Origin of the sequence: Mesorhizobium maamorense (assembly GCF_044998965.1) — a bacterium.
Classification (GTDB): Bacteria; Pseudomonadota; Alphaproteobacteria; order Rhizobiales; family Rhizobiaceae; genus Mesorhizobium.
Window position 1 is genome coordinate 4,693,653 of sequence record NZ_CP173356.1, and the last position, 13,990, is coordinate 4,707,642.

Annotated in this window: 18 protein-coding genes; 9 read left to right on the forward strand and 9 right to left on the reverse strand. The window is 64.0% G+C overall.

Annotation, left to right across the window (positions count from 1 at the left end; genetic code table 11):
• Nucleotides 1-35: 35 nt before the first annotated feature.
• Nucleotides 36-305 (forward strand): DUF1150 family protein, encoded by a 270-nt coding sequence (locus tag ACIU1A_RS23435; RefSeq protein WP_140500195.1) that lies wholly within the window; start codon nucleotides 36-38, stop codon nucleotides 303-305.
• A 69-nt stretch (nucleotides 306-374) separates the two neighbouring features.
• Here ACIU1A_RS23435 and ptsN read toward each other — a convergent pair whose 3' ends face one another.
• From ptsN to lptC, 6 genes are all read right to left on the reverse strand, one after another.
• Entirely contained in the window at nucleotides 375-839 is a 465-nt protein-coding gene (gene ptsN / locus ACIU1A_RS23440; RefSeq protein ID WP_135898701.1) for a PTS IIA-like nitrogen regulatory protein PtsN, read from the reverse strand.
• Nucleotides 840-897: 58 nt separating this feature from the next.
• The gene (hpf, locus tag ACIU1A_RS23445) at nucleotides 898-1,476 is read right to left on the reverse strand and encodes a ribosome hibernation-promoting factor, HPF/YfiA family (protein WP_140500197.1); all 579 of its coding nucleotides are present in this window, start codon (nucleotides 1,474-1,476) and stop codon (nucleotides 898-900) included.
• A gap of 266 nt (nucleotides 1,477-1,742) precedes the next feature.
• Complete coding sequence (gene rpoN, locus ACIU1A_RS23450; RefSeq protein ID WP_404925401.1) at nucleotides 1,743-3,269, reverse strand: RNA polymerase factor sigma-54; 1,527 nt, start codon at nucleotides 3,267-3,269, stop codon at nucleotides 1,743-1,745.
• 195 nt (nucleotides 3,270-3,464) lie between these two features.
• Nucleotides 3,465-4,283: an LPS export ABC transporter ATP-binding protein gene (gene lptB, locus ACIU1A_RS23455; RefSeq protein WP_140500202.1), complete on the reverse strand. Its 819-nt coding sequence runs from the start codon at nucleotides 4,281-4,283 to the stop codon at nucleotides 3,465-3,467.
• Nucleotides 4,283-4,867, reverse strand: coding sequence for an LptA/OstA family protein (locus tag ACIU1A_RS23460; protein ID WP_140560248.1), 585 nt, complete (start codon nucleotides 4,865-4,867; stop codon nucleotides 4,283-4,285). Before ACIU1A_RS23460 ends, lptB begins: the two co-directional genes overlap by 1 nt.
• Nucleotides 4,854-5,567: an LPS export ABC transporter periplasmic protein LptC gene (gene lptC / locus ACIU1A_RS23465; protein WP_140560247.1), complete on the reverse strand. Its 714-nt coding sequence runs from the start codon at nucleotides 5,565-5,567 to the stop codon at nucleotides 4,854-4,856. Before lptC ends, ACIU1A_RS23460 begins: the two co-directional genes overlap by 14 nt.
• Before the next feature lie 400 nt (nucleotides 5,568-5,967).
• Between lptC and sppA the strand changes: the two genes are divergently transcribed.
• From sppA to ACIU1A_RS23485, 4 genes are all read left to right on the forward strand, one after another.
• Nucleotides 5,968-6,924 carry a signal peptide peptidase SppA gene (sppA, locus tag ACIU1A_RS23470; protein ID WP_404925402.1) on the forward strand — a complete coding sequence of 319 codons (957 nt, stop codon included), beginning with the start codon at nucleotides 5,968-5,970 and terminating at the stop codon, nucleotides 6,922-6,924.
• Nucleotides 6,925-7,004: 80 nt separating this feature from the next.
• Nucleotides 7,005-7,289 (forward strand): integration host factor subunit beta, encoded by a 285-nt coding sequence (locus ACIU1A_RS23475; protein WP_006200394.1) that lies wholly within the window; start codon nucleotides 7,005-7,007, stop codon nucleotides 7,287-7,289.
• Between the two features lie 53 nt (nucleotides 7,290-7,342).
• Complete coding sequence (locus tag ACIU1A_RS23480) at nucleotides 7,343-7,675, forward strand: DUF1049 domain-containing protein (protein WP_140522516.1); 333 nt, start codon at nucleotides 7,343-7,345, stop codon at nucleotides 7,673-7,675.
• A gap of 57 nt (nucleotides 7,676-7,732) precedes the next feature.
• Nucleotides 7,733-8,698, forward strand: coding sequence for an ornithine cyclodeaminase family protein (locus ACIU1A_RS23485; protein ID WP_140566092.1), 966 nt, complete (start codon nucleotides 7,733-7,735; stop codon nucleotides 8,696-8,698).
• Here the strand turns inward: ACIU1A_RS23485 and ACIU1A_RS23490 are convergent.
• From ACIU1A_RS23490 to ACIU1A_RS23500, 3 genes are all read right to left on the reverse strand, one after another.
• A complete protein-coding gene (locus ACIU1A_RS23490) occupies nucleotides 8,695-9,132 on the reverse strand; it encodes an EVE domain-containing protein (RefSeq protein ID WP_140676844.1) in 438 nt (145 codons plus the stop codon). The genes ACIU1A_RS23485 and ACIU1A_RS23490 overlap by 4 nt on opposite strands.
• A complete protein-coding gene (locus ACIU1A_RS23495; RefSeq protein ID WP_140513758.1) occupies nucleotides 9,129-9,524 on the reverse strand; it encodes a VOC family protein in 396 nt (131 codons plus the stop codon). Before ACIU1A_RS23495 ends, ACIU1A_RS23490 begins: the two co-directional genes overlap by 4 nt.
• A 102-nt stretch (nucleotides 9,525-9,626) precedes the next feature.
• Nucleotides 9,627-10,313, reverse strand: a complete 687-nt coding sequence (locus tag ACIU1A_RS23500) for a YafY family protein (RefSeq protein WP_140816785.1) — start codon at nucleotides 10,311-10,313, stop codon at nucleotides 9,627-9,629.
• A gap of 134 nt (nucleotides 10,314-10,447) precedes the next feature.
• On the opposite strand from ACIU1A_RS23500, the gene ACIU1A_RS23505 reads away from it, so the two are divergent.
• From ACIU1A_RS23505 to ACIU1A_RS23520, 4 genes are all read left to right on the forward strand, one after another.
• The gene (locus ACIU1A_RS23505; RefSeq protein ID WP_140566082.1) at nucleotides 10,448-11,521 is read left to right on the forward strand and encodes a class I SAM-dependent rRNA methyltransferase; all 1,074 of its coding nucleotides are present in this window, start codon (nucleotides 10,448-10,450) and stop codon (nucleotides 11,519-11,521) included.
• Nucleotides 11,521-12,381, forward strand: coding sequence for an RNA methyltransferase (locus tag ACIU1A_RS23510; protein ID WP_140624417.1), 861 nt, complete (start codon nucleotides 11,521-11,523; stop codon nucleotides 12,379-12,381). Before ACIU1A_RS23505 ends, ACIU1A_RS23510 begins: the two co-directional genes overlap by 1 nt.
• Before the next feature lie 13 nt (nucleotides 12,382-12,394).
• Nucleotides 12,395-12,883 (forward strand): signal peptidase II, encoded by a 489-nt coding sequence (lspA, locus tag ACIU1A_RS23515; protein ID WP_140500223.1) that lies wholly within the window; start codon nucleotides 12,395-12,397, stop codon nucleotides 12,881-12,883.
• Between the two features lie 62 nt (nucleotides 12,884-12,945).
• Nucleotides 12,946-13,938: an MDR family oxidoreductase gene (locus ACIU1A_RS23520; protein WP_140500225.1), complete on the forward strand. Its 993-nt coding sequence runs from the start codon at nucleotides 12,946-12,948 to the stop codon at nucleotides 13,936-13,938.
• Nucleotides 13,939-13,990: the final 52 nt, after the last annotated feature.

The window sequence follows — 13,990 nt, forward strand, 5'->3', positions numbered from 1 at the left end:
GACCAGGGCGGCGTCTCGCGCCAAGGAGGCTTGAAATGACCAGAACTGACCAAAATCCTACACAAAATCCCACCATGACCAGCGGTGAATTCGCCCATCTCGGCGAGGGCTCGGTCGCTTATCTGCGCAAGGTTACGAGCGAGGAACTGCTCGGCCGTTTCCCGGGCATTGGCGAAATCGCGCCCGGCATGGAATTGTGGGCGCTGTTTGCCGCCAACGGCCAGCCGATCCTGCTTTCAGATGCGCGCGATCGCGCGCTGGCCGGCGCCATGGAAAACGACCTGACCACGGTCGCCATTCATTAAGGCGATTTTCCGCTGAAAACGAACGGGGCCGCCCGTGGCGGCCCTCGACCATCGTTTATCCAGAAAACGTCAGGCTGCGTGCGAGGCCTGGGTGTCCGACAGAAGCGCGTGTATTGCCACGGCGTCGCGCGTTCCCCTGATCTTGGCCACTGTATCGGCGTCGCGCAGCACCCGCGCGATGCGCGACAGCGCCTTCAGATGATCGGCGCCGGCCCCTTCAGGGGCCAGCAGCAGGAACACCAGGTCGACCGGCTGGTCGTCGAGCGCTTCGAAATCGACCGGCGTCTCCAGGCGGGCGAACACGCCGGCGATGCGCTTCACGCCGGCCAGCTTGCCGTGCGGAATGGCGATGCCGTTGCCGACTCCGGTCGAGCCGAGCCGCTCGCGCTGCAGGATGGTGTCGAACACTTCCCGCTCCGGAATGCCGGAAATCGCGGCCGCCCTCTCCGACAGCAATTGCAGAAGCTGCTTCTTGGAGTTCGCCTTCAACGCCGGCAATATCGCCGGAACGTTGATGAGATCGCTCAGATCCATACTTGAAAATCCCTTGTTCGCCTGCCGTCACCAGTCCCCACCCCTCGTGCGGCCGGTTTTATCCCTGTGCGACCTTGGTCGTGGACGGATCGATCCAGCCGATGTTCCCATCCGGCCGGCGATAGACGATGTTGACGTGATTGTTTCCGGCGTTGCGGAAGACGAAGACCGGACTGTCCTTGGTGTCGAGTTCGATGACCGCCGACGCCACCGACATGGTCTTCAGCGTCATGGTCGATTCGGCGACGATGGCCGGCGCAAAATCCTCCGGAATATCCTCGTCGTCATCGGCAAGCGGCGCCATCACCGTGTAGGCGATATCGGTGAGCTCGCCATTGCCCGAATTGTGCGATTTCAGCCGGCGCTTGTAGCGCCGAAGCCGGGTTTCCAGACGATCCGCCGCGGCCTCGAAAGCCAGCGTCGGGTCCTGGGCATCGCCGGTCGCCTGCAGCGAAGCGCCGGAATCCAGCCGGATCATGCAATCCGCCGAATAGCGCGAGCCCGATTTGATGACGGTGACATGTCCGGCAAAGCCGCGGTCGAAATATTTGCCGATCGCCTCGCCGACACGATCGTTGATGCGCGTACGGAACGCATCGCCGATATCCATGTGTTTTCCCGATATGCGCAGATTCATCTGAAAACTGACCTTCCTTGCTCAGGCTTCAAACTGGCCGGAGTTTATACTCGTGGTCCGTGCGCACAAGCTTTGCGGCGTCACTCGCGCCGATTTAAATCCAAACTTTCCGGTTGATCACAAGCCGCCTTCTTGACCATCCCTAGGCCATTGTCGTGACGGACCATCCGCTAGCGGGCGTCGAGCCCGTCTCATGCGGGCGGGCTTCTAGCCACTTCACCGCAGCTTGTCAATGAAGCGCGAAACCCTGTGGAAAATCGCCGAACCTAGCGCCCGGCGCTGGCAAGGGCCCGCTTCTCGCGCCGGCGCTGCACCGAGGACGGGATATTCATGCCTTCCCTGTATTTGGCGACCGTACGCCTGGCGATGTCGACGCCGCTTTCGCGCAACATGTCGACGATCGCGTCGTCGGACAGGACGTCGACGGTTTTTTCCTCGTCGATCAATTGCTTGATGCGGTCGCGCACCGCTTCCGACGAATGCGCCTCGCCACCGCCCGACGCGGCTATCGAGGCGGTGAAGAAATAGCGCAGTTCGAACACGCCGCGCGGCGTCAGCATGTACTTGTTCGCGGTAACCCGGCTGACGGTCGATTCGTGCATGCCTATGGCGTCGGCCACCGTGCGCAGGTTGAGCGGCTTCAGCTGGCGCACGCCATGGACGAGGAAGGCATCCTGCTGGCGCACGATCTCCGATGCGACCTTGAGAATGGTCTTTGCCCGCTGATCGAGGCTTCGCGTCAGCCAATTGGCGTTCTGCAGGCACTCGGCCAGGAAATCCTTTTCGGCCTGGTTCTTGGCGTGCGGCGAAACCTGGGCGAAATAGATGTGGTCGACCAGCACGCGCGGCAGCGTTTCGGCGTTGAGCTCGACCGTCCAGCTGCCGTCATTGGCCGCGCGCACCTCGACATCGGCAATGACGGCGTCGCTGGCGCCGCCCGAAAATGCCATGCCCGGCCGCGGATCGAGCGCCCGGACCTCGGCCAGCATGTCCAGCAGGTCCTCTTCGTCGACGCCGCAGATCCGCTTCAGCGTGTGGAAATCGCGGCGCGCCAGGAGTTCGAGGTTGGCAATCAGCGCCTTCATCGCCGGATCGAGCCTGTCGCGTACGGCAAGTTGCAGCGACAGGCATTCGGCAAGGTCGCGGGCGAACAGGCCGGCCGGCTCGAAGGTCTGGCACACCGACAGCACCTTGGCCACGGCGTCGGCGCCGCTACCAAGGCGCGAGGCTATCTCAGCCATATCGGCGCGCATATAGCCGGTCTCGTCGAGGCCGTCCGCGAGTTCGCCGGCGATCAGGCGCGCCGCCGGATCGGCGAAAGCGAGCGCAATCTGCTCGCTGACATGATCGCGCAGCGTGATGGCGGTCGCCGCCATATCGCCCGCGTCGAAGCCATCGGACGAGGACGTGCTGCCATTGCCGGTCGCCGATTTCCACTGCGCCGTGAGGTCTGGTCCGAGCCGCTCGCTGGTGCCCGGGTCGTCCGGGAACAGGTTCTCCAGCGATGTGTCGAGCTTTTCCGAGATCGCCTCGGCGCTCCATCCCGCTTCGGTCTCGAACCAGTCGCCGTCGGCCGCCGTTTCCGGTGCCGCCTCGGTCCTCGGCACCTGGTCGCTGGCGGCGTCGTCCTGCGGCTCGGCGCGCTCCAGCAACGGATTGCGCTCGATCTCCTCGTCGATGAAGTGCTCGAGTTCGGCATGGGTGAACTGCAGCAGCCGGATCGACTGCATCAGCTGTGGCGTCATCACCAGCGACTGCGACTGTCGTAGCTGTAGTTTCGCCGCCAACGCCATGGTTCGGTTTCAAACGCCTCGTCTGCATCCGGACTGCCGGAAGGAATTTTCGCGAACCGATAGAAACTGGCCCGGCTTTTGCTTGTCAAGGCAAACGCTAGCAAAACCCGCTTACCGGAGCGTTATCCCGGAGCAAAATCGCGAGAAAATGGCCCCTGACAGGAAAAAAATCGCGTCAGGAAACAAATTTCACGCTCAAAGCGTGAATCCCTCGCCCAGATAGAGCCGCCGCACGTCGGGATTTGCGACCACTTCATCAGCCCGGCCATGAGTGAGCACCTGGCCGGCATGGATGATGTAGGCGCGGTCGATCAGGCCGAGCGTCTCGCGCACATTGTGATCGGTGATGAGCACGCCGATGCCGCGCGCCGTCAAATGACGCACCAGTTGCTGGATGTCGGCGACGGCGATCGGGTCGATGCCGGCGAAAGGCTCGTCGAGCAGCATGTAGGCCGGGCGCGTGGCCAGCGCACGCGCGATCTCCAGGCGCCGACGTTCGCCGCCGGAAAGCGACATCGACGGCGCCTTGCGCAAATGGCTGATATGGAACTCCTCGAGCAGTTCGTCGAGGCTGCGCTCGCGCTCCTTGCGGCTCTTTTCGACCACTTCCAGCACGGCGCGAATGTTCTGCTCGACGCTGAGGCCGCGGAAGATCGAGGCCTCCTGCGGCAGATAGCCGATGCCCAGACGCGCACGCCGGTACATCGGCATGGAGGTGACATCGAAGCCGTCGATCTCGATCGTGCCCTCGTCCACCGGCACCAGGCCGGTGACCATGTAGAAACAGGTGGTCTTGCCGGCACCGTTCGGACCGAGCAGCCCGACGGCCTCGCCGGCACGCACCCCGAGCGTGACGCCGCTGACCACCTTGCGACCCTTGTAGCTCTTGGTCAGGCCCTTGGCGATCAAGGTTCCCTTGAACTTCGCCTTATCGGCGGTGACCGTGGCCGGAGCCGAAACCTTGCCGGCGGCCCGCCCCGGAAGACGCGCCGTCAGCGACGACAGGCTGGCCATCAGGGGTTCGTCGCTCCCGATTTCGGCGGTGGCGTCATCGACATGATGACACGTCCGCCGCAGCCGTCGACATTGGCGAGGCCGGTCTTCATCTGCACGGTGAGCTTGCAGCCCTTGAGGACATTGGGGCCTTGCGACAGCACCACTTCCTTGCCGGACAGGACCAGCACCTGCGTCTTCATGTCGAAGGTGCCATTGTCACCGGTCGCGATCTGGTCATTCGACTTGATGTAAACTTTTCCGCTGACTTCAAGGTGGTCGATGTTGGCGGAGCCGGTCATCGCCGCTCCCGCTGCTTCCGTCCCCTTTGCGGCCGCGTTCGGGTCCTTGACGTAGTAGACCATCATCTTGCCGGACTTGAGCAGGGTCGGTCCCTGCACGACCGTGACGTTGCCGGTGAACACGGCGACGTTGTCCGCCTGCCGGACCTCCAGCTTGTCGCTCTCGATCTGGATGGGCTTGTCGCCCGACAGTTTGAGCCCGGACGCGCTCTCGGCGCTGGATTGCGCCTGCGCCGGCGCAAGCCCCAGCAAGAGCAGCGCCGAAGCTGCGGCGGCAAGCCGTGTCGAACTAATGAGCCACATTCGCTTCTTCGCCCTTTGCCTCTGCCGCCTTCAGATTGGCGGGATCGATATTGACGCGCACCTTGTTCTCGAACACCAGAACCTTGCCATTGTCCTGCACCGACAAGGAATTCGCGGTGATCTGCGACCCGTCACGGCTGACGTCCACGGGGTCATCCGTCTTCATAGTGCCTTTGCCCATGTCGAGGAAGACCGATTTGAACTTGGCCTGAAGGCCGTCGGTCGTGGCGATCGTGACGTCGCTGGTCAGGTGCATCGTATTGCCGTCGCGATCGTAGGTGCCATGCGTGGCTTTGATCGCAGCGACATTGTCGGCCGCGATCGGCACCTTGGCGTCGATGCCGTCGAGTTCGATGATGCCTTGCGTGCTGACGTCCTGTATGGCGCGCAATGCCGTCATGGAATAGGGCAATTTCTGCTTGGTGAAGCCGTTGAGCTTGGGGTTGGCCATCACCAGCTTGCCGTTGGAAAAGGCGGTGCCTTCCGCCTGGACCGCGACGGACACCGGTGCGGCGAGGTAGGAATAGACCGGGAAGGCAATGGCGATCAACGCCGCTAGCACCGGCACGGCGAATTTGAGCACGCGCACCCGGCGCGAATGCCGCCGTGCGCGATCGAACGCGTCCCCCCTCGCCGGGCCGTCTGCCGGGGGAGCCAACTCCGTCTCGGTGCTGCTCGCTTCACTCGTTCGCGCTAACATAACTGCTTTCTTCTAAAACCCCTGCCCCGCCGGGCAACACCGCCTATAGGTGGGACGTCGGCGCTTTCAAGCAAGCACAAGCCGACGAAAACCGCGAAAATGTGACAGTTGCGGTCGTGCAGATCAGAACGGATCAACACCGACAGCCCTGCTTCATAGCAGAAATAGACGTCTGGCGTACATTTTTCGTTACCATCGGCTCTCCCCTTACCTGCCGTTCGTTTCACGGACCAATCACGAAACCGACGTCTTGGCGGACGCTGACGCGCACTTGCCTCGCGTGCGCCGCTGCCTCGCGTGCGCCGCGCGCGGATTGCCGCGTCATGCGCAGACGGAATTGCTTCCAGACCGGGACGTCATGGTCTAAAAGCATCTCTTTCCATCGACCGTGAGGCTGACCATGGCATTGAGAGCCGACGACCTGATCGACCGCCGCCGCTTGCGGCGTAAGCTGACCTTCTGGCGCGCTGCGGCCATCGCCATCGTTGCGCTCGGCGTCATTGCGATCTCGGCCTGGTTCTATCGCGACGATTTCGGCGGCTCGGCCGTCGATCATATCGCCAAGGTCAGGATCGAAGGCACCATCACCGAGGACGAGGAGTTGATCAAGCGCCTGGAGACCATCCGCAAGTCGCCGAGGGTGAAGGGCGTGATCCTCGCCATCGATTCCCCCGGCGGCACGACGGTCGGCGGTGAATCGATCTATGATGAGGTGCGCAAGCTCGCCGCCGACAAGCCTGTCGCGGCCGAGGTCGGCACGCTCGCCGCGTCGGCCGGCTACATGATCGCGAGCGCCACCGATCACATCGTCGCCCGCAAGACCTCGATCGTCGGATCGATCGGCGTGCTGATCCAGTATCCTGATGTCAGCGGCCTGATGGACAAGCTCGGCGTCAAGCTGGAGGAAGTGAAATCCTCGCCGCTCAAGGCCTCGCCCTCGCCTTTCAAGCCGACCAACGACGACGAGCGCGCCATGGTCCGCAAGCTCATCCTCGACAGCTACGACTGGTTCGTCGGCATCGTCGCCGAACGCCGCAAGATGACCCGCGAGCAAGCGCTGGCGCTCGCCGACGGATCGATCTTCACCGGTCGCCAAGGGGTCTCCAACGGCCTGATCGACGCCGTCGGCGGCGAGACCGAGGCGATCGACTGGCTGGCGACCAAGGGCGTCGACTCGAAACTCAAGGTGGTCGAATGGAAGGACACGGAGCGGCGCGGCGGCTTCCTGTTGTCCAAAGCGATGGTGAGAACGATCGCCGGCGCGCTCGGCCTGCCGGACTACAGCGGCGATATCATCCATGAACTTGGCGCCGACCGCTTGTTTCTTGACGGTCTCGTTTCCGTCTGGCACCCTTGAGACGCCGTTTGGGGTGGATGAAAAAGCAAACAAAATCATCCTCATAATTTCGACCGCACCGATTTCAGGGGACCCGTCCGATGATCAAGTCCGAACTTGTGCAGATTATTGCCACGCGCAATCCGCATCTTTTCCTGCGCGACGTTGAAAACATCGTCGGCGCGATTTTCGACGAGATCACCGACGCGCTCGCCGAAGGCAACCGGGTCGAATTGCGTGGCTTCGGTGCCTTTTCGGTGAAAAATCGCCCCGCCCGCACCGGCCGCAACCCGCGCACCGGTGAATCCGTCGAGGTCGAGGAGAAATGGGTGCCTTTCTTCAAGACCGGCAAGGAACTGCGCGAAAGGCTGAATGGCGGAAAGTAGGCGCGACGCCAGACCGGCCCTTCCCGGGAGGCCGGTTTCCGACGGAAAACATCATGCTCAATCGCTTCATGCTCATCGTGGTCTTCGTGCCCCTGGCGGTCATCCTGATCGCGCTGGCCGTCGCCAATCGCGAACTCGTCGCCTTCACGCTGGATCCGTTCAATCCCGGCAATCCGGCGCTGACGCTCACTTTGCCGCTGTTCATCTTCCTGTTCCTGGCCCTCGCCGTCGGCATGGTCGTCGGCAGCCTGGCGACCTGGGTCAAGCAGGGACGCTACCGCAAGCTGGCGCGCCAGCGCGGCGTCGAGGCCGAGAACCTGCGCCAGGCGATCGGCCGCACCCCGTCGACACCGCAGGGACCGGTGCTGCCGAAGCCGACCAACTGACCGCCGCACGGCGCTGTGGGCCCTCTCGGGCCCGCGATTTTCTTCACGGAGTTTCCCATGCTGACCATTTCGGCCGCAGAGGTCGACCAGGCGTTGACCTTCCCAGGGCTGGTGGAGACGCTGCGCGGGGCTTTCCGTGACGGCGCGGTGCAACCTGTCCGGCACCATCACACGGTCGAACGGCCGGACGGTGCGGCCTCGACCTTGCTGCTGATGCCGGCCTGGACCGACTTCAACGCAGCCGGCATCTCGGCCGGGGGGCATATCGGCGTCAAGATCGTTACCGTCTCGCCCGACAACAATGCCATCGGCAAACCGGCAGTGATGGGGGTCTATCTCCTGCTCAACGGCGCCACCGGCGAACCGGAGGCCCTGATCGACGGCCAGCGGCTGACGCAATGGCGCACGGCCTGCGCCTCGGCGCTCGCCGCATCCTATCTGGCGCGCGAAGACGCTTCCCGGCTGCTGGTGATCGGGGCCGGTGCGCTGTCGCCATTCCTCGCCAAGGCGCATTGCGCCGTGCGGCCGATCAGGACCATCCGCATCTGGAATCGCACCTTGGACAACGCCGAGAAGGTCGCCGCCGGACTGCGCGCCGAGGGCTTCGCGGCGAGCGCAGCGGCCGATCTCGATGCCGAGCTCGGCCAGGCCGATATCGTCTCGTCGGCGACGATCGCCACCGATCCGCTGATCAAGGGCGCCCGCCTGAAGCCGGGAAGCCATGTCGACATGGTCGGCGGCTTCACCCCGACAATGCGCGAAAGCGACGACGAGGCGATAGGGCGCGCCCGCGTCTATGTCGACACCCGCGCCGGCGCCACCAAGGAAGCGGGCGACATCGTCATACCGCTCGCTTCGGGCGTGTTGAAACCGGAAGCCATCATAGCCGACTTGCACGAGCTGGCGCGCGGTCAAAAGCAAGGGCGCCGGAGCGCCGACGAGATCACGCTGTTCAAGTCGGTCGGCGCCGCGCTCGAGGACCTTGCCGCCGGCATTGCCGTCTACAAGGCGCTCCGGACCTAGCTTACTGTCCCGGCTGCTTTAGCGCCCATTGCTTCGGCGATTACGGCGAAATCGGCCGCGCTTACCGAGAACAGGCCGAAGCGCAGTTGATACCCCCAATTCGGCTTGCCGGCCGTGAAGTCCAGCCTGTCGAGCAATGGCTTTATCGGCGCTTCCCCGGCCGCCGCCCAGTCGACGTCGCGGCGAAAGGGCGTGAAGCCGCCGCCCATGTCGCCTTGATAGGGTTCTCCCTCCCGCACCGTGCCGATCGCCGTGAACGCCCGCAGCCCGTCTTTCTCGCCCAAAATCGTTGTCGGCGAATAATAAACAATGCCGTCCCCGGGCTGGACCCGCCGCAGCGGCGCCGCCTTGCCGTGGTTGACCTGCATGAAGCCGCCCTCGCGGCCGCGCCGGACGTGCTGCGCCGACGCCACCGCGATCCAAGACGCGCTCATTCCTGCTCCCCGTCTGCCTGCTGCCCGTCCGACAGCCAGTAGACCCGCAGGCGATGGTTGTCGGGATCGAGCGCAACGAAGGTGCGGCCGAAATCCATGTCGGTCGGCGCCTGCAGGATCTTCAGCCCACGTCCGGACCAGTCGGCATGGGCGGCATCGACTGCCTCGGGCGTATCCAGGGCAAAGACGATCTCGGCGCCGCCACCGGTCGCTGCCGCCGCCGGTTCCACCGTATGCCTCGACCAGAGACCGAGTTTGAAACCGTTGTCGAGCACGAACAGCACGAATGTCGGCGCGCTTTCGACCGGCTCGCGGCCGAGCAGCGCGCTGTAGAAGGCGCCGCTACGCTGCGGCTGGTCGACGTAGAGGATGACGAAATTGGGGGTGACCATGACTGTTCTCCAGGGGTTTCGACCGGGACAGACATAAAGCGCATCACTGTCAGATTCTGGCAGTATCCGTCACGAAAGGCGCCCTGGACAGCTTACACACCGCTAACGCCGTGGGGTGTCGAGCGTTGCCCGCCATTCCTTCAGCAGCGCCTGACGGCGGCGCGGATAGCGCAGATCCGTCGTCTTGAGCTCGGCTATGCGGTCGGTGCGAAAATGCCGGAAATCCTGCCGCATTTCGCACCACGCCACCACGACCCGCACCTTGTCGAAGAAGCCAAGCGCGAACGGCCACACCACGCGCCGCGACCCCGCGCCGCCGGCATCGCGATAGAAAAAGTCCAGCTTGCGCTCGTTACGGATCGCCTGCCGCACCAGGCCGAGATCGATGCTTTCAACAGTCGGGGCGGGCGGCCCGACCAGCAGTGTGGTGGCGTCGAGATCCTCGCGCAGATCATCAGGCAGCACCGACGCGATCTTGGCAAGCGCGTTGACGGCCGCTGACGAAAGCCGCGAATCCGGCTGCTTGGCGACCCAGCGCGAACCGAGCACAATTGCCTCGATCTCCTCGTCGCTGAACGTCAACGGCGGCAGCATGAATCCGGGCTTCAGCACATAGCCGAGCCCCGCCTCGCCCTCGATCGGCGCCCCCTGGCCCTGCAGCGTTGCGATGTCCCGGTAAAGCGTGCGAATTGAAATCCCGAGTTCGTCGGCGAGCGACTGCCCGCTCACCGGCATGCGATGCCGGCGCAATGTCTGGATCAGGTCGAGCAGGCGTTCGGAGCGGGACATATCGAAAATTTGCCTGTTTCTTTGACATTGGTCCATCGCAAGCCGACATGACCAGGCGACGCTTGCGCGGCGGACTTGGTTGCGAAGCCGGTTGCCCTATGTCAAAAGCGGCCACGCCTCGGAGATGCTCCTGCTTGAAATCTTTTCGCGACAAACGCCGCGACAGCCGTCCGCCCGCAAAAAGCGGTGCGCAACGGGTGCGTCCGCATGAAGGCCGTGGAACGGCCAGGCCGCAGGAGCGGCCCGAGGCCAGGGCCGACGAGCGCCCGGAACCGAAGTCGGCGCCCCGCATCCTGGCCCGTCGCGACGGCGCTCTTCCGGCCGAACAGCTTCCGCTGATCCTCGAAGTGGCACCCAATGCCGATTATGCGCTGCTCGACAGCGGCGCCGGCCAGAAGCTCGAACAATACGGTCCTTATCGGATCGTCCGCCCCGAGGGCCAGGCGATCTGGCAGAAGGCGCTACCGGCAAGGGAATGGGACCGCGCCGACGCTGTCTTCACCGGCGATACCGACGAGGAAGGCATTGGCCGCTGGCGCTTCCCCGGGACGCCGCTCGGCGAGACCTGGCCGATGAAGCACGACGGCATCGATTATCTCGGCCGCTTCACCTCGTTTCGCCATGTCGGCGTGTTTCCCGAGCAGGCCTCGCACTGGGATCACATGGCCGGACTGATCGCGGCGGCCAGGCGGCCGGTCAAGGTGCTCAACCTGTTCGGCTATACCGGCCTTGCCTCGCTGGTAGCGGCGCGCGCCGGCGCGGAGGTCACCCATGTCGATGCCTCGAAAAAGGCGATCGGCTGGGCTCGCGAAAACCAGGAGATGGCCGGGCTTGGCAACAAGCCGATCCGCTGGATCGTCGAAGACGCAGTGAAATTCGCCGAGCGCGAGGAGCGCCGCGGCAGCCGCTATGACATTGTTCTGTTCGACCCGCCCGCCTATGGCCGCGGCCCCAAGGGCGAGGTCTGGCAGTTGTTCGAGGACCTGCCGGCATTGACCGATCTCTGCCGATCGATCCTGACCCCGAAACCGCTTGCCGTGGTGCTGACCGCTTATTCGATCCGCGCCTCCTTCTTCGCCATCCATGCCCTCATGCGCGACACCTTTGCCGGCATGGGCGGCAGGGTTGAATCGGGCGAATTGATCATCCGCGAAAAATCGGCGGGCCGCGCGCTGTCGACCTCGCTGTTCTCGCGCTGGGTGGCCTGATGAGTGGATATGACGGCGCCCGTCCGGTCGGGCAGGTGAAAGAGGTCACCAGCCTCGCCAATCCGCTGGTCAAGGACATCAAGGCGCTGGCCTTGAAAAAATTCCGCGACCAGCAGAACGCCTTCATGGCCGAGGGACTGAAGCTGGTCATCGATGCGCTCGACCTCGGCTGGCAGATCAGGACCCTGGTCTTCGCCAAGGCCGGACGCGGCAACGCGGCGGTGGAGAAGGTCGCTGCGCGCACGGTGGCTTCCGGCGGCACGGTGCTTGAAGTCTCGGAAAAAGTGCTTGTCGCCATAACCCGCCGCGACAATCCGCAAATGGTGATCGGCGTTTTCTCGCAGAAATTCCTGGCCCTGAAGGATATCCGCGCCGACAATGGCGATGTCTGGGTGGCGCTCGACCGGGTGCGCGATCCCGGCAACCTCGGCACCGTCATCCGCACGGTGGACGCCGTCGGCGCCAAGGGCGTGATCCTGGTCGGAGACACCACCGATCCCTTTTCGGTGGAGACGGTGCGCGCCACCATGGGCTCTATCTTCGCCGTTCCGGTGGCCAAGGCGACGACCGAGGCATTCCTCGCCTGGCGCGGCGGGTTTTCGGGTCTCGTCGCCGGCACACACCTCAAAGGCGCGGTCGACTACCGCTCGGTCGATTTTTCCCGGGGGCCGGTGCTGCTGATGATGGGCAATGAACAGCAAGGCCTGCCCGAAAGCCTGGCGGCGAGTTGCGACAGGCTGCTCAGGATTCCGCAGGCAGGGCGTGCCGATTCGCTCAATCTTGCCGTCGCCACCGGCGTCATGCTGTTCGAGATCCGCCGCGGCGCGCTGAAACTGGACCCTATGGTGGATTCGCAATGAGGGTTGCCCAATCGTGAAATCATGGTCTCCCTATGCGCTGCTGGTCGTCGCGGCCATCGCGCTCGACCAGTGGATAAAACATTTGGTCGAGATCGGCCTTCCCTTTCAGGAAAAGCTCGATCTCCTGCCCTTCCTGGCGCTGTTTCGCACCTATAATACCGGCATCGCCTTCTCGATGTTCTCATCCTTCGGCGATACCGGGCTGGTGATCATCGCCGTTCTCGTCGTCGCCTTCGTGCTCTATCTGGCCACGCACACGCCAGCGGGCCATGTTATTGCCCGCACCGGCTTTGCCCTGATCATCGGTGGCGCGCTCGGCAATCTGATCGACCGCGCCGTCTACGGCCACGTCATCGACTACATCCTGTTCCACACTCCGGTCTGGTCCTTCGCCGTGTTCAATCTCGCCGATGCCTTCATTTCGGTCGGCGCCGCGCTGGTCGTGCTTGACGAAGTTTTGGGCTGGCGGCGCCAGCCCAAGCCCCAGGGTCCCGACGCCTGACCGATTGACCCGGCGCGGCCGCCGCAGCAGAGTCCAAACGTCGATAGATCGAGGAGAGAAAAATGCCCGAAACCTTCAAAGCCATCCTCGTTTCGCGCGACGCCGAAAAGAAACAGTCGGTGGCGGTGACCGACCTCACCGAAGCCGATCTCATGGACGGTGACGTCACCGTCGCAGTCGAAGCGACGACGGTGAACTACAAGGATGGGCTCGCAATATCAGGCAAGGCGCCGGTCATTCGCCGCTGGCCCTTGGTGCCAGGCATCGATTTCGCCGGAACGGTCTTATCCTCTTCCCATCCCGACTGGCGCAAGGGAGACAAGGTCATCCTGAACGGCTGGGGTGTCGGCGAGACGCATTTTGGCGCCTATGCCGGGCGCGCCCGCGTCAACGGCGACTGGTTGGTGCCGCTCCCCGACGGCATCAGCGCGCATGACGCGATGGCGGTCGGCACCGCCGGCTATACCGCAATGCTGTGCGTCATGGCACTGGAGCGGCACGGCATCGTGCCCGATCGCGGGCCCGTGGTGGTGACGGGCGCGGCCGGCGGCGTCGGCTCGGTCGCGGTCTCCATCCTGTCCAGCCTGGGCTATCACGTCATTGCCTCGACAGGGCGCAATGCCGAAAGCCCGTATCTCATCGATCTTGGCGCCGCGGAGGTGATATCGCGCGACGAACTCAGCCAGCCGACCAAGCCGCTCGCCAAGGAGCGTTGGGCGGGCGGCATCGATTCCGTCGGCAGCCACACACTGGCCAATGTGCTCTCTATGACCTCCTATGGCGGTGCCGTCGCGGCCTGCGGCCTGGCCGGCGGCATGGACCTGCCGTCGAGCGTGGCACCTTTCATCCTGCGCGGCGTTTCGCTGCTCGGCATCGATTCGGTGATGGCGCCGAAACCGGTGCGGCTCGAGGCCTGGCGCCGCATCGGCGCCGACCTGGATCTGCGCAAGCTCGCCAGCCTGTCCACGACCATCGGCTTCGACAACATCATCGACGCCGCGCGCGACATCGTCGACGGCAAGATCCGCGGCCGCGTCGTCGTAGACATGCAGTGAGTTCGCCGGGGTAAAACAACCTATCCGCTAAAATTCGAACGATCCCCCGCAG